Below are 18,714 nucleotides of genomic sequence, written 5' to 3' on the forward strand. Positions count from 1 at the left end.
ATGGGTTTCGCAATCAATACCAATGTTTCGGCTATGAATGCTTACCGCAATCTGTCGATGACGCAGAATGATATGTCCAAGTCGTTGGAGAAGCTTTCCAGTGGTCTGCGGATTAACCGTGCAGCAGATGACGCTGCTGGTCTGGCTCTGGCTGAAGGTCTGAAGTCGCAGGTTGGCGGTCTGACTGTTGCAGCCCGTAACGCCCAGGACGGTGTGGGTGTTATCCAGACAGCTGAAGGTGCGTTGACTGAGGTTCACTCGATCCTGCAGCGTGTTCGTGATCTGGCTGTTCAGGCCGGTAACGACTCCAACAATGCGGAGTCACGTGGCGCGATCACGAAGGAAGCGTCCGCACTCGTGGAAGAGCTGGGCCGTATCGCCGGATCCACGAACTTCAATGGCAACAACCTCCTGGATGCTTCCGCCGGTGCTGCCGCGGATGGCAAGATGTCCTTCCAGATCGGCTCGGGTTCAAGTGACCAGATCATAGTGGACTTGAGCGGCGCGGACATCGCCACGCTGGCTTCCGACCTCGTGGGAACTCCCGGCACTTCAGGTGCCGACGGCATTGCCGGCAACGCCGACGATGTTGCGGGAGTACCAGGGCTGGACTTCACCTCTGCTTCCGGTGCCGCCGCCGCAATCGATACGATCGACGCGGCCATCACGGACGTGTCCAGCGCCCGTTCGGGCCTTGGTGCGGTGCAGAACCGGTTTGAGCACACGATCAAGCACGTCAATGTCTCGATCGAGAACCTTTCAGCTGCCGAGTCCCGTATCCGCGACACCGATATGGCCAAGGAGATGGCGGACTTCACCCGCTCACAGATCCTTTCCCAGGCTGGTACCGCGATGCTCTCTCAGGCTAACCAGATGAACCAGGGCGTTCTGCAGCTACTCCGCTAATCCGGAATCAGTAAGCGTTTGACCGTTCTGTGATGGACCGCTGGTGGCGGGGAACATTGACTTGGACCTCACTACCCCCGCCATCAGCCCATCACCGGACCACCAGAAACTTTGAGAACAACAGGAGGGAACTGCTATGGGCTTTGCAATTGACGGCCTCATCAGTGGCCTGGACACTGCGAACATCATCAATCAGTTGATGCAGCTTGAGGCACGCCCTCAGACCCTCCTGAAGAACAAGGTCAGCTCGAGCCAGTCGATGATTTCGGCTCTGCAGCAACTGAACACAAAAATGGCTTCCCTTGCCGAACTCGCGGTCAAGACCAGCACAACCAACACCGTCGGACAGTACGCGGCCACGTCGAGTTCCGAGGCAGTGAAGGTTACCGCAACGAGTGGGGCCGGCCCCGGATCACTCGACATCACTGTGGACCAGCTCGCCCAGGCCCAGGTGACGGTTTCGAAGCAGATGACGGCTTGGCCCGCAGCCACCCCGGCGCTGAGTATCGTCACGGGTGGGCAGACCCACGAGTTCGCGACCGACGGCGCCACCCTGGATGAGGTGGTCAGCAAGGTCAACGCAGCCGACATGGGCGTAACAGCCGTGAAGGTCGCTTCCGGCACGGATGTCGACGGCGTCCCGCAGTACCGCCTGCAGTTCGGTTCAGCGGCGACTGGCGCTGAAGCAGCGTTCACCGTCCATCAGGGCACCGCCGCAGAGGTGGCCGCAGGAACCGCTACCGATTTCCTCTCCGCAGCCAATGGGGGAGTGAGTATTCGCCAGGCTCAGGACGCAAAAGTCACCCTGTGGGCAGGCACCGCCGCCGCGAACCAAACGACGTCCGCAACCAACACGTTCACGGAACTGCTGCCCGGTGTCAGTGTGACAGCTTCGGCAATCAGCACGGCCCCGGTCACGGTCGCCGTGACCCGCGATGTCGAGGCCACCACCGCTGTCGCAGAAGCCCTCGTGGCCAGCCTGGACGAAATGTTCAGCTTCATCGAAAAGAACTCCAGTGTCTCCTCGTCCGTTACCGGTGGGTCATCCGCAGCCAAGGGCGGCCTCTTCACCGGTGACGGTGGCGTCCGCGACATCGAGCAGCGGCTTCTGGCGGCAGCCACCAACCCGGTGAACGGCAAGTCGCCGTCGGACATAGGGATCATCATCACCCGTAGTGGAACCGTGGAATTCGATGCACCGAAGTTTGCGGCTGCGTTGGCCGCCAATCCCGCTGCCACCGAAGCCGCTGTCCAGGAAATCTCCCGGCGCGTGACAGATGTTGCCACGAACGTCTCAGATAAGCGCGACGGCGGACTGACCCTGCGTATTCAAGGGCAGGAATCCGAAGTAGGCCGGCTGAACGATCAGGTGATGGCGTGGGACCGCAGGCTCGAACTGCGGCGTTCCACGTTGGATGCCCAGTGGACCAATCTTGAACTACAGTTATCGCAACTTCAGTCGCAGGGGTCATGGCTCTCTTCGCAGCTGGGCAATCTGCCATCCATGAATGGAAGTGGGAGTTGACCATGACGTATGGAGCTAACGCCGGACGGAACCGTTACGGACAGGACGCCGTTCTTTCGGCCACACCTGTTCAGCTGTTGACCATGCTCTACGACCGGCTGATGCTGGATCTGGGACGTGCAGAAGTTGCTCAACTCCAGGCCCAGTGGAACGACGCATCGAATCACCTTACTCATGCCCAGTCGATTGTTGTGGAACTAACGACCTCCTTGAAGGCCGATATCTGGGAAGGGTCTGAGGGTTTGCGGGGCCTCTACAGCTACGTGCTCACTGCGCTCATGGCGGCGAATATTCAGCGCGAGGTGGCCCGGACCCGCGAGTGCATCGAGCTTCTGGAGCCGTTGCGTCAGGCCTGGCACCAGGCCGCCGAGCAGCTGCCGGCACAGAACGCGCAGCACACAGTAGCGGGCGGGATGCTCGGAATTGCTTGACAACGCTATCCGCTGGAGGACCGTACTGGCCCAGCTAGAAGAGCAGGTCCAGTGCGCCCTCCTGCAGACAACAACATCCGACGACGGCGCTCGGGTACCTGCTTGGTGGCAGCCGCCGTCGGACCTGGGCCCGGTGCCTGAGGAGTTGCGCGAGCGCGCCCTCCAACTTGCGGTGGCCCAGCAGCACGCGATGGACCGGGTGAAATCCGCGATGCGGAGCAGCCGGCGTCAGTCGGCGTTCGTGGCGTCCGTTCCGCGTCCTGGAAACGGTGTGCGTTCGGCGTACCTCGACACCGAGAGCTGAAGCTCTACCTCAGAAAGATTTTGCAGAAACCCTAACGTCGTCTGAGCATGAGCCGATAGGCACAGGTGAGCATGGATCGCTCGTCATCAGGCCACGGACCGGCCGCCCCATCGGAATTTCAGAGGGATGTTGTCGTGTTCGAATCCGTGACTACGGTCGCTATGGACAGTGCGCTCAGCGCGTTGTCGTTGAGGCAGAGGACCATTGCCAACAACATAGCCAACGTCAATACCCCCGGTTTCCACGCAGGGCGGGTGGCGTTCGAAGAGACGCTCAGCAAGTCTGTTGAGGCTGGCAGCTCAGAAAAGACTGCGGCGAGCACAGCAAATTCACTGGAACCGACCAGGCTCAATGGCAGCAACGTCAACATGGACACCGAGACTCTCTCGAACATCGATACGGTGCTTCGGTATCAGTTCGCTGCTCGCTCCATCGAGGGAACATTCACGAGCGTCCGCACAGCGATGAGGACCAACTGATGACTTTTGACGCAATCGGCATTGCCGGAACCGGGCTCACCACCCACCGCAAGTGGATGGACGCCATCTCGGACAACATTGCGAACGCGAACACGGTCACGAGTACCGACGGCGCGGCATTCCAGGAGCGGTTTGTCACTGTCCAAGAGGGTGCGGGCACCACTGGCGTTTATGTTGCCGGGGCTGAATTCGGCGATGCCGAGGGTCGCTTGGTTCATCAGCCTGACCATCCGCTCGCTGACGAAGAGGGGTACGTACGCTACCCAGACATCGACATGGGTGCCCAAATGGGTTACCTGATCATGGCCCAGCGTGGGTATGAGTCCAGTGCCGCCGTCGTCGACCGCGCCAAAGCCACCTATGAAGCCGCCCTTCAGATCGGACGCTCCTAATGCCAATGCCCATCGCCGCTGTCGGTATGGTCAACAATGTTGCGCCTACCGGTTACCTGCCGGCCACCAACGCCGCTGGGGGCGTCAATGCGCCGGATCCGACCGGGAGTAGTTCCTTCGCGGCCGTGCTCGGCGGTGCTGTCGATAACGTTCAGTCGCTCAAAGCGGCGTCGAACGAACTGGCCGTCAAAGCCGTCACCGGCGACCTCAGTGACATTCACAGCGCAACGTTGGCTTCCACCCGTGCCCAGGTGACGTTGGAATTGGTTGCGGCAGTCCGCAACAAGGGCGTTGACGCGTTCAATGAGATCATGCGGATGCAAGCCTGATGGCACGGTCCATGCCGGGCTTTCTCAACAAGCCGCTTGATGGCTTGCGGAGTTTCACCGCAGGGCAGCGCACGGTTGCACTCATTGGTGTTGCCATCCTCGTTCTAGGCGCTGTTGCGTTCGGTACGTGGGCCACGAAGCCGTCCTACACGCCACTGTTTTCTGGTCTGAGTGCGGCCGATGCCAACACTATTGTTGAGCAGTTGCGCACCGACGGCGTCGATTATGAGCTTTCCAACGGCGGCGCCACCATTCTGGTCCCTGAGGAGCAGGTCTACGATCAGCGACTCAAGTCCGCTGCAGCCGGGCTTCCGTCCGCGTCGACGGGTGGCTACTCGTTGCTGGATGACATGGGTATGACCTCCTCGGAGTTTCAGCAGTCCGTCACATACAAGCGTGCTCTGGAAGGCGAACTAGCCGCCACCATCGGCGCGCTCGATGGCGTGAGCAAGGCCTCAGTCCGTCTCGCCATCCCCGAAGACACGGTTTTCGTCGATGAGAAGAAAGACCCGACGGCGTCGGTTTTCGTCGAAACGGAGAGCGGCGCCTCCCTCAATGATGATCAGGTCCAGGCCATTGTCCACCTGACATCCGCGTCGATCGATGGCATGGTTCCCACGAATGTAGCTGTCATTGACTCTGACGGGACGGTTCTGTCCGCCGTCGGTGCAGGAGTCACCGGTTCAGCCGATAAGCAGTCCTCGAAGTACGAGGAAGGTGTTCGCAGTTCGGTCCAGACGATGCTTGACCGGGTTGTGGGGCCGGGCAACGCCACCGTTGTGGTTGCTGCCGACATGAACGATGAATCTGCCGAGCGCGTCGAGGAAACGTTCACAACGCCCGACGGCGATCCTGTCCTGAGCGAGACCACCAACTCCGAGGAATACGAGGGTGCAGGCGGTGCCGGTGCCGGTGTTCTGGGCCCGGATAACATCGGGGTTCCCGATGAGGGCAAGGGTGACGGGACGTTCAACTCGGAGGAAGCAACCCGAAACAACGCCATCAACAAGGTCACCGAGTCGCGCATCATTCCGGCGGGAGCCATTGAGCGCCAGACGGTCTCCGTCGCTATTGATGCTGCCGCCGCCGCAAACCTGAGCGTTGCCGACGTCACACAGCTGGTCACGTCCGCGGCAGGAATTGACACGGATCGAGGCGATGAGGTCACCGTTGAGGTGCTGGCATTCAACGATGCCGGTGCTGCGGAGGCTGCTGAAGCACTGGCCGCCGCGGATGCTGCAGCCAAGGCGAAACGACAGGCCGAATTGCTGCAGACCATCGTCATTGCGGCCGGCGTTGTCCTGGTTATTCTCATCATTCTCATCGTTTACGCGCTGCGTTCACGCAGGCAGCGCCGTGAGGCGATCGACCTCGGAGAACTCCAGGAGATTCGTCCGGAACTGCAGGGATCCGCAGCCATGGCGTTGCCCGTTCCGACGCTGGCGCCCCAGCTGGAGCCGTCAACGGACACCACCGCGATCGACGTCGTGCCGATCATTCCGCGCACACCAGTAGCAACAGATATTGACCGTCAGCGCGCTGAAATTGATGCCATGGCACAGCAGGACCCCTCGAAGATGGCCGATTACCTGCGCGGCATGATGGATGACAGGCAACCGGTATGACCGACGTAGCAACGGCACCGGAGAACACCATGATCCCAGCGCGCGTATCCACGGCCGTCTCGAAGATGACCGGGACGCAGAAGGTCGCGATGGTGCTCATGCAGATGAATCGTGAACAGGCTGCCGCCGTCATGAAGCAGTTCAGCGAGGTGGAGACCCAGGACATCGTCGCCGAAATTGTTCGCCTGCGCACCGTTGAGGCCGACGTGGCCGAGGGCGCTGTCCGCGAGTTCTACGAGCTGACCATGAGCGGTCATCGTGGCGCCCGCGGAGGCCGCGACTTTGCCCGCGGTCTGCTCGAGGAATCCCTCGGCATTGAGGCCGCGGCCGGCATGATGGAGCGCTTGGCCTCATCGATGGCAGGAAAAGCATTCGAGTTTCTTGACGACGTCGACGCCGGTCAGATCCAGACACTGCTCGGTGGCGAAATGCCTCAGACCATCGCGCTGATTTTGGCGCACCTGAAGCCGGAGCTGGCCTCACCCGTGATGGCCGGCTTGGAGCCGCGGCTGCGAACCGACGTCGCGCAGTGCATCGCGACTATGGGCTCAGCAACACCTGAAGCAGTCGGAATTGTCGCTGCGACCTTGCGTACCCGGGCCGGTGCCGTCGTCGATCCGCAGCACGCGGCAGCCGCCCTGGGCGGAATCCAGCCCCTGGTGGACATTATCAACCGCGCCGATATTGCCATGGAACGGGCCGTCCTTGAGGGTCTGGAACTGCGCGATCCGGAGCTGGCCGAAGAGGTCAAGGCCCGCATGCTCACCTTCGGAGACATTGTTAAGTTTGAGCGCAAGGACGTGCAGCTGGTGCTGCGCGGCATTGATCCAGGCGTGCTGGCACTTGCCATGAAGGGCGCTTCCGAAGCGGTCGTGGAGCTGATCCGTAGCAACGTATCCGAACGCAACCGCGAAGTGCTCGACGACGAGATCAAGAACTTCGGCCGTGTGCGTATATCGCAGGTCGAAGAGGCCAGAGCTGCCGTTGTCCGGGCTATCCGGGATCTTGAGGCAGAGGGCGTCATCAGCCTGCAGCGCGGGGATGAGGACGAATATGTCAGCTGAAACTGAGTTTGCCCGGGCAGCTTTTCCGGAACTGCGCGACGGCGGCCGTCGGGAGCACGAGGCGCGTGAGCGCGTCCGCGGTCATGCAGCGGGTCATGCAGCTGGTTTCCGTGAGGCCTCTCGTGCTGCGCAAGTGCAGCAGGAGAGCCAGGAGGCTGAGTTCCGTGCGATGTTGGCCGGTGCTGAACAGCGAACCCAACAGGCGCTGGATGCGCTTGGAATCGCAGTTACGGCCCTCAATCAGCGGGTGGCTCCCGTTCTTGGGGACGTTCAGGATGCTTTCATCGAGTCCGCTTTCGAGCTGGTGGAGGCGATCGTTGGTTACGAATTGCAGGACCCGCGCTCAGCTGCCCGCGCCGCCGTCGATCGCGTACTGGCTATCGCGGAACCAACTGAGCTGCACCGGATCCGGATGCACCCGGGTACCCTGGCAGCGCTGAACGAGCAGACGAGGCAGGAGTCCGGCGTTGTGTTCGCCGCGGACCCGCAGCTGACCCCTGGCGATGCCGTGGCGGATCTCGCTGATGGTTATGTTGACGCAAGGATCAGTACATCGCTGGCCCGTGCCCGGACTGCCCTGTTGGGGGAGCGATGACGACCACCGCGGCACGGAATATTCACCGCCGCGGATTCTCCGCTGCCGCAACAGCTGCACGCCCGGAGAAGCTGGGCCAGGTGTCGGCCATTGTCGGTCTCGGACTTGAAGTCAGTGGACTGAACTGCGCTGTCGGAGACATTGTCCGTGTGGGCGACGCTCCGGGCGTGGAGGCTGAAGTGGTTGCCACCTCGTTGAAAGGTGCGCGCTGTATGCCGCTCGGACGGCTCTCCGGAATCAACGCCGGAACGCCGGTGCGCGCAACTGGAATGCCGATGCTCGTGCCCACTGGTTCCGGTCTCTTTGGACGAGTACTGGACGGTATGGGTAGGCCCATCGACGGCAAAGGGCCCCTGAACAGCGATGGCATGGTGGAGTTGGAGAACGATAGCCCGTCCGCTATGCACCGGACTCGGATTGATACACCGCTGCAGCTCGGTGTGCGCGTTATGGACACGCTGACAACGGTGGGGTGCGGTCAGCGCATGGGTCTTTTTGCGGGCTCCGGTGTAGGTAAGTCGTCGCTGTTGTCCATGATCGCCCGTGGAACCGACGCCACCGTTTCTGTGATCGCACTGGTGGGTGAGCGCGGACGAGAAGTGCGTGAGTTCCTTGAGGACGACCTCGGACCCGAAGGTCTGGCCCGTTCCATCGTCGTCGTCTCTACCTCCGATGAACCAGCGCTGATGCGTCTGCGGGCGGCGTTTGTTGCAACGCGCATCGCCGAATCATTCCGCGACGCAGGCACGGACGTCATGCTGATGATGGACTCTCTCACACGGGTCGCCATGGCCCAACGCGAAATCGGACTCTCCGTTGGGGAACCACCCGCCACGCGCGGCTACCCGCCGTCGACCTTCTCGGTATTGGCACGCCTGCTCGAACGCGCGGGAACGGGCGAACGGGGTTCCGTCACCGGCATCTACACGGTGCTGGTAGACGGCGATGATCACAACGAACCCATTGCCGACTCTGCCCGCTCGATTCTGGACGGACACGTGGTCCTGGACCGGAAGCTCGCCATTGCCGGCCACTTTCCGTCCGTGGATGCGCTGGGTTCGATCTCCCGCGTCGCGTCCCGAGTGAACCCGCCCGAACATACGCAGGCCGCAAATATACTCCGGCGGACCATGGCTGCCCGCAAGGCTGCGCAGGACCTGCTCGACGTCGGTGCTTACCAGCGCGGCAGCAATCCGCTGGTGGATGCGGCCGTTGACCATGAAGCAGCGATCAACGCGTTCCTGCAGCAGTACATGGACCAGCAGGTTCCAGCAGCCCAGTCTTGGCAGCAGCTGAATCAGCTAGCAGCCCTGTTGAAAGGATCATCATGAGCACCGCCTTTCCACTAGCAGGACTACTGCGCTACCGCCGTTTGCGTGAGGAGCAGGCCGCCGGAAGCCTCGCCGGCGCACGGCAGCGGGTTCAGGATGTCCAGGACCGTCAAACGGATGAACGTCAACGACTTCAGGGCAGCCCGGTGACCATCGATTCGCCAGCTAGCATGCAGGCAGTCGCCGCAGCACGGGCCGCTTCCCGGGCACTGCTGACGGAGCTCGAAGCCGCCGATGCGAGAAGCCGCGAAGACGCACAGCAGGCGCAACTGGACTACAACTCGGCCCGAGCCCAGACCCTTGGTCTGGAAAAACTTGCCGACAGGCATGCGGACTCCGCAACAGCTGAGGAACTCCGAGGCGAACAACTCATTCTTGACGAACTCACGTCCTCCTCTTGGAAGGACCGAAACGGGGGAGCACGACCATGACCATGACCGATACCGTAGGGCGGGTTCAGCAGATCCAGTCCACTCTGACGCAGCTTTCAAATCCGGCTGCCGCACGGGTAGCCCAGGCCGCGCCGACGACGACAGCCGGCCCCACCGGCGCCCCACCGGCGTCGTTCGCTGACGCTCTGGCATCAGCGGCCTCACCTGGGGCCGACGGAGCCGCTGGCGCCGCGGGATTGGCCTCAGCACTGACAGGTGCTCTTGGATCCGGCGCCGTCTCCGGTCCCGCACCTGTTGGACCGGACGGAGTCAACGGAAACAGCGTCGTCGAGACGGCCAAGAAGTATATTGGCGTTCCCTACGTGTGGGGCGGCGAGGATCCCACAGGAATGGACTGCTCCGGTTTTGTGCAGTGGGTCTTCAAGGACCTTGGAGTGGACGTACCGCGTGTTGTGGGCGACCAGATGAACGTGGGCTCAGAGGTCAACGGACTCGCCAATGCGCGGCCCGGTGACCTGCTCGTGACCCTCGGCGGCAACCACATCTCCTTCTACCTGGGCAACGGCAAAGCCATCGACGCCCCGCAGCCGGGGAAGAACATCGCCATCCGTGACCTGTGGGAGACGGACGGCAACATCGACACCATCCGCCGCATTGTTCCGGCCGGTGGAGGTTCGACGACGGGAGCGGGTGCTGCGGCAATGTCGCCTGAGGCGCTCGCTGCAGCGCAGGCCGCTTTCCTCTCCGGAGGGCGAGGGTGAACGCCGTAACGAACACCATCGTTAGCGGTGGGGCTGCCGCTCTGATGGTGGTTGCCCAGGCATCGACGGCCAACGCAGCGACCGCTGAGGGCTTCAGTAAGGCGATGCGTGCGGCCGAAGTCCTGCATGGTATCCAGCTTGGAAACGGGAAACCGTCCTCGGCAACGCCGGCTCCAACTCCGGGCCCAACTCTCACTTCTTCACCCAATGAAACATCCCTGCCACTTTGGGACACACTGCTCCCATTGGGACAAGCCTCCCCGAATGGGTCCGCGACAGTGGACGGTGCCGGGCCAACGGAAGGTTCGCCGGCTACTGGTGGAACCCCTGTGGGCAACCCGTCAATTCCTGTGGCGGAAAACCTCCTTCTCATCCAGCAGTTGACGTCGCGGGCGATGCCGGTTCCGGCACTTGCCACGGCCGACGGCGCTGCGACTGACGGGCGCGGAACTGCTCCTGCTTCGGCTGCTGCTCCTGTTTCGACTTCCGCAGCGGGCGCCATCGTGACCGGCCCAGCGACTGCGGGCTCAGCGATTGCGAGCACAACCGCAGACGAATCAACGTTGGTTGCTGCTCAAGCGCTTGCGCCGAGTACGACGGCGGTTCCCGCACGCAACGCGAGCGTCCCTGCTGGGATTCCCGCAACACCAACCGAAGGATCCGCGGCAATGACTCTCGGGGCGCTTGCTGGTGCACCCCGCGCCGTGATCACCCCAGCCAGCCACCATCGTGGAGCCTCTGTACCGCAGGCGGCCGCGCAGCCGGCCGCCGTCGTGACTACCACCGCGAACGCAAGCGCCACCGCGAACGCGCCCTTAACCGTGCCAGCACCGCCGGTCAGTTTGCTGCCCGGAGTGCCGGCGGTTGCAGCCAGCGCGACAGCACGCCAAACTGCTGACGTCAACGCCGCCAACACCGCAAACGTGGCAAACACCGCCAAGAATGCCAACGTGGGCACTTCGCAGGAGCATCCGGTCGCAGCGCTTTCCGGACCGCAGGCGGCGGGTGCAGCGCCGTCGTCGTCGGTCTCCGCACCGGCTCCCGCTGCTCCGGCGCCACCAACTCCGCAACCGTTGGCAACCCAGGTCAGCAGGCCGATGCTGCAGCTGGCAGCCCAAGGCAACGGAGAGCACACGGTGACGTTGAATGTGTCGCCGGACAACCTGGGGCAGGTCACAGTGCGTGCGCATGTGGGTGCCGATGGCATCCGTGTTGATTTGTTCGCCGCGACGGACAGCGGCCGCGAGGCACTGAAGTCCATCCTGGGTGATCTCCGTCGTGATCTTGCGTCGACGGGTGGCAACTCGAGTCTGAACTTATCCGGTGACGGACAACCGGGCACTTCCGGTGGCCGTGGTTCTGCTGACAGACCGCAGCAGGCGGCATCGGACCAGCACATCGGAACCATGGAACCGGAACCGGAGCCAGAACCGGATGCCCCGCGTCAGACCAACGGCACAACAACCCTCGACCTGATGGCCTGAGCGCCACGTAACGAAGAGAAAAGAGAACGAATATGCCCATCGATGCAGTCTCCAGCGTTACGACGAGCTTTCAGAGCACGGACGCGGCCCGGAGTCCCAAGCAGGCCATGGACGGTGATATGTTCATGCATTTGCTGGTCACTCAGCTTCAAAATCAGGATCCAAGTTCACCCATGGATACCAACGAGATGATGGCTCAGACCACTCAGCTCGCCATGATGGAAAAACTCAACGAGATGTCGTCCCTGACGGAGGAGAACTTCTTCCTTCAGATGCGTACCTCGGCAGCGGCGCTCATTGGCCGCGACGTCACGTACACGGGGGCCGACGGCGAGCCTGCGACCGGCACCGTATCTTCTGTGTCCTACGCCAAGCCTGTTCCACAGGTGACCATTTCCGGAAAGGAAGTGGCCCTGGACTTGATTTCCGGAGTCACTGCCCCAACCGTTCCCGCACCACAGACCAGCTGACACCTCATCACCTTCTAACTCTTCGGAACCTTCTGAAAGGCGCACATCATGCTCCGCTCGCTCTACTCCGGAATTTCCGGTCTCCGCTCACACCAGACCATGCTCGATGTCACCGGTAACAATATTGCCAACGTGAACACCACGGGCTTTAAATCCTCCTCCACCCAGTTTCAGGACACACTCTCGCAGTTGACCCAGGGTGCCGGTGCTCCCGGCGCGGCCAACGGCGGTACGAACCCGGCGCAGATCGGTCTTGGCGTTCAGGTTTCAGGGATTGCCACCAACTTTGCGCAGGGTTCGGCGCAGGCTACCGGCCGCGCCACGGACATGATGATTTCCGGGGAGGGCTTCTTCGTGACCCGCTCCGGCAACGAGACTCTGTATTCGCGGGCGGGTGCTTTTGACCTCGATGCTGCCGGACGCCTGGTGAGCCCGGATGGTTCGATTGTTCAGGGCTGGTCAGCGGTCAACGGTCAGCTTGCTGGCGGTACACCCGGAGACATCACCCTGCCCAAGGGAACGATCGCCGGTGCTACCGCGACCACGACGTCCACGGTCACCGGGAACCTTCCCTCCGACGCCGCAGTCGGGACCAAGGTTGTGCAGGACAAGGAGGTCTTCAACGCTGCTGGTGAAGCCCGCAACATGGTCCTGACATTCACCCGCACTGCCGGTGGCTGGAATGTTGCCGGGAACGACGGCGCCGGCGGCACGGGCACAGGTACCCTGACCTTCGATGCGGCCGGCAAACAGACGGGTACGGGGGCGCTTGCTCTCGGCGGCGTCAACGTGAACCTATCCACCATCACCGGCTACGCCAACCTGTCCACTGTGGAAATCAGTGCCCAGAACGGTCGCGCCGCCGGAACGCTGGATTCCTTCACGCTCTCGGAGGACGGCACGCTGATCGGTTCCTTCAGCAACGGGGTCAAGGAACCGGTGGCTCGCATTGCACTGGCAAACTTCACGAACCCGGGTGGCCTTGAGAAGGCGGGCGGCAACGGCTACCGCCCGACGGCGAACTCCGGCGATGCCGAAATCGGCGCTCCAGGTACCGGTGGCATGGGCAGCCTGATCGGTGGTGCGCTCGAAATGTCGAACGTGGACCTGTCGCAGGAGTTCACAAACCTGATTGTCGCTCAGCGAGGTTTTCAGGCGAACGCCCGTATCATCACGACCTCCGATGAGGTGCTGCAGGAGCTCACCAACCTCAAGCGGTGAGCGGGTAGCGCCGCGTTCAACGCGTCGATGTGTAGCTGATGTGGCCCGGAGAATGTCAGGGTCACATCAGCTACACGCGTTTTGCGGTAAAGGACGGCCCTGCAATACGGGCAAGTGCCTTACGGCAGGACGGCGGAAGCCGACAGTGATGGGTGAGGGACCACCCGGTGCCCCGCTAGTCCAGGAAGTGTCCCATGATCGTTCTCACCCGGCTCAACGACAGCCAATTCGCGGTCAACCCAGATCTCATTGAGCGGATCCTCGCGAACCCGGACACGACTCTGGTCATGGTGGATGGCGCAAAGTACATCGTCACTGAATCCATGGGTGAAGTTATCGACCTCATCACCCGCTACCGCGCTGAAATCATTCGGATGGCGCGCGGGGTGCCGCCTGTGCAGGCCGTTGGAACGCCGCCTCTGGGCCTGGTCCCTGCCCTCGCGGAGGGAAAACCCGCCACTACCATTCCCCTTCGTCCAAGGAATGTCTGATGGATCCGGCAACAATTATTGGTCTCGTCATTGCGTTTGGTTCGCTGTACGCGATGATCACTCTCGAGGGCGCGCACGTTCAGGCGATTCTGCTGCCTGCGCCCATGGTCCTGGTGTTCGGTGCCACCATTGCGGTCGGTGTTGCTGGCGGCACGCTGAAGGACTTCGTCCAGGCGCTCAAGGCGTTGCCCCGGGGATTCAAAGGAAAGACGACGCCGCCGCAGGAGATTATCGACCGCGTGGTAATTCTGGCAGAGAAGGCCCGCAGCGAAGGTCTGCTGTCTCTGGAGCAGGAAGCGAGCGAGGCCACGGACCCGTTCACCAAAAAAGCGCTGCAGAACATCGCTGACGGGATCGATGGCGAGGAGCTGCGTGAACTGCTCGAAGATGAGATTTCGGCCAAGACCGTTTCTGAACGTAACGCAGCTAAGTTCTTCACCACGCTGGGCGGCTATGCACCCACGGTGGGCATTATCGGTACCGTTGTTTCGCTGACCCACGTGCTGGAGAACCTGTCCAGTCCGGACACCCTGGGCCCCATGATCGCCACAGCGTTCGTTGCCACCCTGTGGGGCCTGCTCTCGGCAAACTTCATCTGGTTGCCCATTGGCAGCAGACTCAAACGACTTGCCGATATTGAGCTCTCGCGCATGACTCTGCTGATGGAGGGGTTGCTCGCGGTTCAGGCCGGAAGCCAGCCACGGCTGCTCGGCGAGAGACTGCAGGCCATGATTCCGGATGAGAAGACCAAGCAGGACAAGGGCCAGAAGGCTTCGAAAGCCGACAAGAAGCTGACAGCGGCATGAGCCCACGCCGTAAGAGCGGCCTTCCGCAGGAAGAGCACGAAGAGCACGTTGATGAGCGCTGGATGGCCTCCTACATGGACATGGTCACCGTGCTCATGTGTATGTTCATTGTGCTGTTCGCCATGTCCACGGTGGATGCCAACAAATTCGAGCAACTGCGTAACTCACTGGCGACGGGCTTCGGATCTGTGGAGATGGCTGCTGTCGACACCGCTGAAGGCACCGTTGTCCCCGCAGAGCACGTAAATGATGAGGGCGAGGGATTCGCGAATGCAGCCGCGGCACCGGCAGTACCAGTTTCGGCTCCGGAGCCGACAACGGAACCAGCAGGAAACACCGACATGGATCGGGCAGTAGCCGAAGTGGAAGATCTACGGAAACTCCAGGCTCGCATTGACGCGAATCTGCAGAAAGATCACCTGGCCAAGAGCGTTCGGTACACCATTGATGAGCGTGGTCTGACGATTCGCTTGATCAGTTCCGAGGCATACTTTCTGCCGGACAGAGCCCAACTGTCGGAGAAAACCGGTCAGATCCTGGATGCGATCGGCCCGGTGCTTGCCACCACCAAACATCAGATTTCCGTCGAGGGACATACGGCGAAGCTGCCGGAGACCTACCGGTACCCCCTTGACTGGGAGCTGTCCACGGAACGCTCGGTCAACGTGGTGCGGCACGTCGTCGAAAAGGGGCGAGTGCCCGCCAACCGGGTTGCCGCCGTCGGATTCGGTCAGTCCCGTCCGCTTGCGAACGGCGACAGCGAGGCCGAGCTGAAACTGAATCGCCGCGTCGACATTGTCGCGTTGTCGGACCAGCCAGAGAACGTGCGGAAATTGATTCCTGAGGTTACCAAGAATCCCTAACGCAGCGCCTGGCCCTGCCGATAGTCAGTGTTGTGACGGTCCAGGAACATTTTGTGGGTGGTGTGCACCCTTCAGCAGTCGAAGTCTATGACTTTCGACGTCCAACTACACTTGCGCGGGAGCACTCGAGGGTGCTCGATCTTGCGTTCGAAACGTTTGCACGACAGTGGGGTACGCAGCTCACCGCCAAGGTCCGCGTCATCTGCCAGGTGACATCGGAGCAGGTCATCATGCAGACCTACGACGAATACGCGGCCACCCTGCCAGCCACCACCGCTATGGTGTTGTGCGCTATCGAAGATAATGAAGCGAAGGCCGTCATCCAGTTCTCGGCATCGGCCGCACTGGATCTCGTGGAGCACATGCTCGGAGGCCGTTCGAACACCGTGGTGATTGACCGGAAGTTCACCGAAATTGAGCAGGCACTGGTTCTCCGCCTCATGGACGACGCACTCGAGGGCCTACAGTACTCCCTGGGATCCATCTTCAAGAGCACGCTGAGCGTTCATTCCATCCAGTACAACTCGCAGTTCGCGCAGGCTGCAGCCACGTCGGATTTGATGATCGTGGCACTGTTTGAAATCAAGATTGGTGAACGCATGGGCCCGGCCACCGTCGCCATCCCAGCTGATGTCCTCCTGTCCCAACTGGGAGAGGCAAATCCGATGGCTCTCACCGATAACGCTCGGGAGCTTGTCGAGGATCAGCTGGCCAACACCCCCATTGATGTATCCCTGCAGGTTTCACCCATAGCAGTGAAGCCCGGATTCATCTTGAAGCTCGCCGTCGGCGACGTCCTGCCGCTGCCACACGCGCAGAACCGGCCATTCGATGTCGCTGTAGGCGGCCAAATCATGGCGCAAGCGGCCGCCGGGGCCAACGGGTCCCGCCTTGCCTGCGTCATCGTCAGCACTGAGGAGAACCAACGATGAAGACCACTCTTTCCCTGCCCACTGCCGCGGCCGATGCCCTGGTGGAATTGCTTCCCACCTCCACCGTCTTGACGCCGCGCGAAGCTGCCGTCAACACGGCGCCGCGCGCCGAACTGGCACGCGCTGTCATGGGCGGCTTCATCGGCGCCAGCTCGGCCGACGTCGCTATCGTCCTGTTGGAGGGAATCCTGCCGGATGCCTCCACGGGCACGGAGCTGGTATCGCCTGCAGACGTCTTGCGCCCGGCAATTGAGGCGGCGACGGCGGTGCTCGGTGCTGGTGTGCTTTCAGACGTGCGCGTCGGTGACGCCAGTTCACTCTTTGACGATTCCGCAGCAGAAATCTACGAACTCCTCAGCGGGCAGTCCGTGCAGGGCTGGTTTGCCATCCGCATTCGCGACAACCGTGCGGTGTCAGGCCTCCTGTCCGACGGCGCGCCCATGGCCGGCAAACTCGGTCGCATCAACAACGTCGAAATGGCGTTGACCGTCGAGATTGGCCGCACCCGAATGGCGGTCCGCGACGTACTGAACCTCGAGCCAGGCGGCGTCATTGAACTCGACCGCTCCGCTGGGGCACCCGCTGACGTCCTGCTCAACGGCCGGCTCATTGCCCACGGCGAAGTGGTGGTCGTGGACCAGGATTATGCGGTGCGGATTACCAAAATCCTCGACGTGGTCGAAGGCAGTCACTAAATGGATGCTTGGATCCTTGGGCTGCGCGTCCTGCTCTCACTGGCCGCCGTCGTCGGCCTGCTGTGGTTCATCCAGAAGAAGGTCAGCCGCCACAACACTTCCCGTCCAGGCGCGGAGCTCATCTCTGTGGTGACCCGCCAGGCCATCAGCACCAAGGCCTCCGTGGTGGTCCTGGACACCGATGGCAAACGTTTCATGCTCGGTGTCACGGAACAGTCCGTGAACATCCTCCACACTTTTGACGCAGAACCTGAAAGCGCGACGGCGATAGCCCCCGCAGCCCCAGAGGCCGCCGGGGCATCGTTTGACCAGCACCTACGCCGTCAACAACTAGCTACAGCACAGGCAGTCAACACGGCACCCACCGCGACCCGAGCCTCCCTGCACCGTGGAAGCTCAACGAATCGGGGCGAACGCGCCCTGGATGGTTCCATCCTCTCGCCGTCTACGTGGAAGCAGACCGCTGCCGCGTTCCGGCGGAGCACGGGAGAATGACCAGCGACATCCGCCGCGCTCACGCGAGACGACTCAGCGTGAGGCCTGTGGTCCCGGTCCTGCTTGGGCTCGCCCTCGCGGTTGTCGTCATGCTGCTCTCCGCACAGGCTGGCCACGCAGTTCCCGTGGACCCCAGCCCTCCGGCGCCTCCCACTCCACCGGAAGGGCCCGACGGCGACAACGGACTCTCGGTTGAGATCAACGGAGTCAACGGCGCACCCAGCACAGCGATCCTGACCCTGGTCGGTATCACCCTGCTCTCCGTTGCCCCGGCGCTGCTGCTGATGATGACGTCGTTCACGAAGATCTTCGTGGTCCTCGCCATGACACGCAACGCTCTCTCGCTGCCGTCGATCCCTCCCAACCAGGTCCTTGCTGGGCTTGCGCTGTTCCTCTCGATCTTCATCATGGCCCCGGTCCTGACGGAGATCAACAACCTCGCTGTGCAGCCCTACATGGACGGAAACACCACGTTCTCCGAGGCGCTGAGCATCGGGTCCGGCCCGCTCCAGCAGTTCATGCTGGCGCACACCCGCGAAGAAGACATCGCGCTCATGACCCGGGTTGCAGACAACGAAAACCCTGCCAAGCCTGAAGACGTACCCCTGATCACGCTGATTCCCTCGTTCATGATCTCCGAACTTCGGGCCGCCTTCATCATCGGGTTCGTCATCTTCGTCCCGTTCCTGGTGATCGACCTCGTGGTCGCCTCAGCACTGATGTCCATGGGCATGATGATGCTGCCGCCAGTGATGATCTCGTTGCCGTTCAAAATCCTGCTCTTTGTCCTCGTTGACGGGTGGGGCCTGATCATCACGTCCCTGGTCAACAGTTACGGCGGCACCTGATGGATACCAACGCAGTACTCGACATAGGTCTGCAAGGACTCTGGATAGCAGCGAAACTCGCCGCACCCGTACTGGTGACGGCCCTCGTCGTCGGCTTCAGCATTTCCCTCTTCCAGTCCATCACCCAGATCCAGGAAGTCACCCTCTCATTCGTGCCCAAGGCTGTCGCCGTCGCGATCGCGCTGCTGATCTGCGGACACTGGATGATCGCAGAAATGGTGGCGTTCACGCATGAACTCTTCGACAGAATTCCTGCGCTTCTCGGCGGGAGCTAG

General features: G+C 61.9%; 24 protein-coding genes. All 24 read left to right on the top strand.

From position 1 onward, the window contains the following. The 24 genes from JOE65_RS04315 (at position 1) to fliQ (ending at position 18,714) form a co-directional block, all read left to right on the top strand. Positions 1-906 carry a flagellin N-terminal helical domain-containing protein gene (locus tag JOE65_RS04315; protein WP_205162077.1) on the top strand — a complete coding sequence of 302 codons (906 nt, stop codon included), beginning with the start codon at positions 1-3 and terminating at the stop codon, positions 904-906. 136 nt (positions 907-1,042) lie between these two features. Continuing rightward, positions 1,043-2,431, top strand: a complete 1,389-nt coding sequence (gene fliD, locus JOE65_RS04320; protein WP_205162078.1) for a flagellar filament capping protein FliD — start codon at positions 1,043-1,045, stop codon at positions 2,429-2,431. Between the two features lie 2 nt (positions 2,432-2,433). Next, entirely contained in the window at positions 2,434-2,862 is a 429-nt protein-coding gene (gene fliS, locus JOE65_RS04325) for a flagellar export chaperone FliS (protein ID WP_205162079.1), read from the top strand. After that, positions 2,855-3,166, top strand: coding sequence for a hypothetical protein (locus JOE65_RS04330; protein WP_205162080.1), 312 nt, complete (start codon positions 2,855-2,857; stop codon positions 3,164-3,166). Before fliS ends, JOE65_RS04330 begins: the two co-directional genes overlap by 8 nt. Before the next feature lie 134 nt (positions 3,167-3,300). Next, positions 3,301-3,645 carry a flagellar basal body protein gene (locus tag JOE65_RS04335; RefSeq protein ID WP_205162081.1) on the top strand — a complete coding sequence of 115 codons (345 nt, stop codon included), beginning with the start codon at positions 3,301-3,303 and terminating at the stop codon, positions 3,643-3,645. Next, positions 3,645-4,037 (top strand): flagellar basal body rod protein FlgC, encoded by a 393-nt coding sequence (locus tag JOE65_RS04340; RefSeq protein WP_205162082.1) that lies wholly within the window; start codon positions 3,645-3,647, stop codon positions 4,035-4,037. The genes JOE65_RS04335 and JOE65_RS04340 overlap by 1 nt, the downstream gene beginning before the upstream one ends. A 5-nt stretch (positions 4,038-4,042) precedes the next feature. Beyond that, positions 4,043-4,366 carry a flagellar hook-basal body complex protein FliE gene (gene fliE / locus JOE65_RS04345; protein WP_205164013.1) on the top strand — a complete coding sequence of 108 codons (324 nt, stop codon included), beginning with the start codon at positions 4,043-4,045 and terminating at the stop codon, positions 4,364-4,366. Beyond that, the gene (gene fliF, locus JOE65_RS04350) at positions 4,366-5,991 is read left to right on the top strand and encodes a flagellar basal-body MS-ring/collar protein FliF (protein WP_205162083.1); all 1,626 of its coding nucleotides are present in this window, start codon (positions 4,366-4,368) and stop codon (positions 5,989-5,991) included. Before fliE ends, fliF begins: the two co-directional genes overlap by 1 nt. Next, positions 5,988-7,055 (top strand): flagellar motor switch protein FliG, encoded by a 1,068-nt coding sequence (gene fliG, locus JOE65_RS04355; RefSeq protein ID WP_239536616.1) that lies wholly within the window; start codon positions 5,988-5,990, stop codon positions 7,053-7,055. Before fliF ends, fliG begins: the two co-directional genes overlap by 4 nt. Beyond that, positions 7,045-7,650 carry a FliH/SctL family protein gene (locus tag JOE65_RS04360; protein WP_205162084.1) on the top strand — a complete coding sequence of 202 codons (606 nt, stop codon included), beginning with the start codon at positions 7,045-7,047 and terminating at the stop codon, positions 7,648-7,650. Before fliG ends, JOE65_RS04360 begins: the two co-directional genes overlap by 11 nt. Further along, positions 7,647-8,981, top strand: coding sequence for a FliI/YscN family ATPase (locus JOE65_RS04365; protein ID WP_205162085.1), 1,335 nt, complete (start codon positions 7,647-7,649; stop codon positions 8,979-8,981). The genes JOE65_RS04360 and JOE65_RS04365 overlap by 4 nt, the downstream gene beginning before the upstream one ends. Beyond that, positions 8,978-9,412, top strand: a complete 435-nt coding sequence (locus JOE65_RS04370; protein ID WP_205162086.1) for a flagellar export protein FliJ — start codon at positions 8,978-8,980, stop codon at positions 9,410-9,412. Before JOE65_RS04365 ends, JOE65_RS04370 begins: the two co-directional genes overlap by 4 nt. Next, a complete protein-coding gene (locus tag JOE65_RS04375; protein ID WP_205162087.1) occupies positions 9,409-10,134 on the top strand; it encodes a C40 family peptidase in 726 nt (241 codons plus the stop codon). The genes JOE65_RS04370 and JOE65_RS04375 overlap by 4 nt, the downstream gene beginning before the upstream one ends. Next, a complete protein-coding gene (locus tag JOE65_RS15435) occupies positions 10,131-11,618 on the top strand; it encodes a flagellar hook-length control protein FliK (RefSeq protein ID WP_205162088.1) in 1,488 nt (495 codons plus the stop codon). The genes JOE65_RS04375 and JOE65_RS15435 overlap by 4 nt, the downstream gene beginning before the upstream one ends. Positions 11,619-11,650: 32 nt before the next feature. Next, positions 11,651-12,088: a flagellar hook assembly protein FlgD gene (locus JOE65_RS04385; protein WP_205162089.1), complete on the top strand. Its 438-nt coding sequence runs from the start codon at positions 11,651-11,653 to the stop codon at positions 12,086-12,088. Between the two features lie 48 nt (positions 12,089-12,136). Next, complete coding sequence (locus tag JOE65_RS04390; RefSeq protein WP_205162090.1) at positions 12,137-13,309, top strand: flagellar hook protein FlgE; 1,173 nt, start codon at positions 12,137-12,139, stop codon at positions 13,307-13,309. 194 nt (positions 13,310-13,503) lie between these two features. Next, positions 13,504-13,800 (top strand): flagellar FlbD family protein, encoded by a 297-nt coding sequence (locus JOE65_RS04395; protein WP_205162091.1) that lies wholly within the window; start codon positions 13,504-13,506, stop codon positions 13,798-13,800. After that, on the top strand, positions 13,800-14,606 hold the full coding sequence (locus tag JOE65_RS04400) for a motility protein A (RefSeq protein WP_205162092.1): 807 nt from the start codon (positions 13,800-13,802) through the stop codon (positions 14,604-14,606). The genes JOE65_RS04395 and JOE65_RS04400 overlap by 1 nt, the downstream gene beginning before the upstream one ends. Further along, positions 14,603-15,469 (top strand): OmpA/MotB family protein, encoded by an 867-nt coding sequence (locus tag JOE65_RS04405; RefSeq protein ID WP_205162093.1) that lies wholly within the window; start codon positions 14,603-14,605, stop codon positions 15,467-15,469. Before JOE65_RS04400 ends, JOE65_RS04405 begins: the two co-directional genes overlap by 4 nt. Positions 15,470-15,501: 32 nt before the next feature. After that, on the top strand, positions 15,502-16,401 hold the full coding sequence (locus tag JOE65_RS04410; RefSeq protein ID WP_338021544.1) for a flagellar motor switch protein FliM: 900 nt from the start codon (positions 15,502-15,504) through the stop codon (positions 16,399-16,401). Further along, the gene (fliN, locus tag JOE65_RS04415) at positions 16,398-17,096 is read left to right on the top strand and encodes a flagellar motor switch protein FliN (RefSeq protein WP_205162094.1); all 699 of its coding nucleotides are present in this window, start codon (positions 16,398-16,400) and stop codon (positions 17,094-17,096) included. The genes JOE65_RS04410 and fliN overlap by 4 nt, the downstream gene beginning before the upstream one ends. Beyond that, on the top strand, positions 17,097-17,591 hold the full coding sequence (locus JOE65_RS04420) for a FliO/MopB family protein (RefSeq protein ID WP_205162095.1): 495 nt from the start codon (positions 17,097-17,099) through the stop codon (positions 17,589-17,591). It abuts the gene before it with no gap. Further along, on the top strand, positions 17,588-18,439 hold the full coding sequence (gene fliP / locus JOE65_RS04425) for a flagellar type III secretion system pore protein FliP (protein ID WP_205162096.1): 852 nt from the start codon (positions 17,588-17,590) through the stop codon (positions 18,437-18,439). The genes JOE65_RS04420 and fliP overlap by 4 nt, the downstream gene beginning before the upstream one ends. After that, positions 18,439-18,714, top strand: coding sequence for a flagellar biosynthesis protein FliQ (gene fliQ, locus JOE65_RS04430; RefSeq protein WP_205162097.1), 276 nt, complete (start codon positions 18,439-18,441; stop codon positions 18,712-18,714). Before fliP ends, fliQ begins: the two co-directional genes overlap by 1 nt.

This window comes from Arthrobacter roseus, assembly GCF_016907875.1.
Classification (GTDB): Bacteria; Actinomycetota; Actinomycetes; order Actinomycetales; family Micrococcaceae; genus Arthrobacter_J; species Arthrobacter_J roseus.

Bases quoted from the DNA above. Each gene is read 5' to 3' on its own strand.
- fliS (WP_205162079.1), top strand. From the start codon at position 2,434: ATGACGTATGGAGCTAACGCCGGACGGAACCGTTACGGACAGGACGCC.
- JOE65_RS04375 (WP_205162087.1), top strand. From the start codon at position 9,409: ATGACCATGACCGATACCGTAGGGCGGGTTCAGCAGATCCAGTCCACT.
- fliD (WP_205162078.1), top strand. From the start codon at position 1,043: ATGGGCTTTGCAATTGACGGCCTCATCAGTGGCCTGGACACTGCGAAC.
- JOE65_RS04370 (WP_205162086.1), top strand. From the start codon at position 8,978: ATGAGCACCGCCTTTCCACTAGCAGGACTACTGCGCTACCGCCGTTTG.
- JOE65_RS04390 (WP_205162090.1), top strand. From the start codon at position 12,137: ATGCTCCGCTCGCTCTACTCCGGAATTTCCGGTCTCCGCTCACACCAG.
- JOE65_RS04340 (WP_205162082.1), top strand. From the start codon at position 3,645: ATGACTTTTGACGCAATCGGCATTGCCGGAACCGGGCTCACCACCCAC.
- fliG (WP_239536616.1), top strand. From the start codon at position 5,988: ATGACCGACGTAGCAACGGCACCGGAGAACACCATGATCCCAGCGCGC.
- JOE65_RS04395 (WP_205162091.1), top strand. From the start codon at position 13,504: ATGATCGTTCTCACCCGGCTCAACGACAGCCAATTCGCGGTCAACCCA.
- fliF (WP_205162083.1), top strand. From the start codon at position 4,366: ATGGCACGGTCCATGCCGGGCTTTCTCAACAAGCCGCTTGATGGCTTG.
- JOE65_RS04385 (WP_205162089.1), top strand. From the start codon at position 11,651: ATGCCCATCGATGCAGTCTCCAGCGTTACGACGAGCTTTCAGAGCACG.
- JOE65_RS04315 (WP_205162077.1), top strand. From the start codon at position 1: ATGGGTTTCGCAATCAATACCAATGTTTCGGCTATGAATGCTTACCGC.
- JOE65_RS04420 (WP_205162095.1), top strand. From the start codon at position 17,097: ATGGATGCTTGGATCCTTGGGCTGCGCGTCCTGCTCTCACTGGCCGCC.
- fliP (WP_205162096.1), top strand. From the start codon at position 17,588: ATGACCAGCGACATCCGCCGCGCTCACGCGAGACGACTCAGCGTGAGG.
- JOE65_RS04360 (WP_205162084.1), top strand. From the start codon at position 7,045: ATGTCAGCTGAAACTGAGTTTGCCCGGGCAGCTTTTCCGGAACTGCGC.
- fliE (WP_205164013.1), top strand. From the start codon at position 4,043: ATGCCCATCGCCGCTGTCGGTATGGTCAACAATGTTGCGCCTACCGGT.
- fliN (WP_205162094.1), top strand. From the start codon at position 16,398: ATGAAGACCACTCTTTCCCTGCCCACTGCCGCGGCCGATGCCCTGGTG.
- JOE65_RS04365 (WP_205162085.1), top strand. From the start codon at position 7,647: ATGACGACCACCGCGGCACGGAATATTCACCGCCGCGGATTCTCCGCT.
- JOE65_RS04400 (WP_205162092.1), top strand. From the start codon at position 13,800: ATGGATCCGGCAACAATTATTGGTCTCGTCATTGCGTTTGGTTCGCTG.
- JOE65_RS04405 (WP_205162093.1), top strand. From the start codon at position 14,603: ATGAGCCCACGCCGTAAGAGCGGCCTTCCGCAGGAAGAGCACGAAGAG.
- fliQ (WP_205162097.1), top strand. From the start codon at position 18,439: ATGGATACCAACGCAGTACTCGACATAGGTCTGCAAGGACTCTGGATA.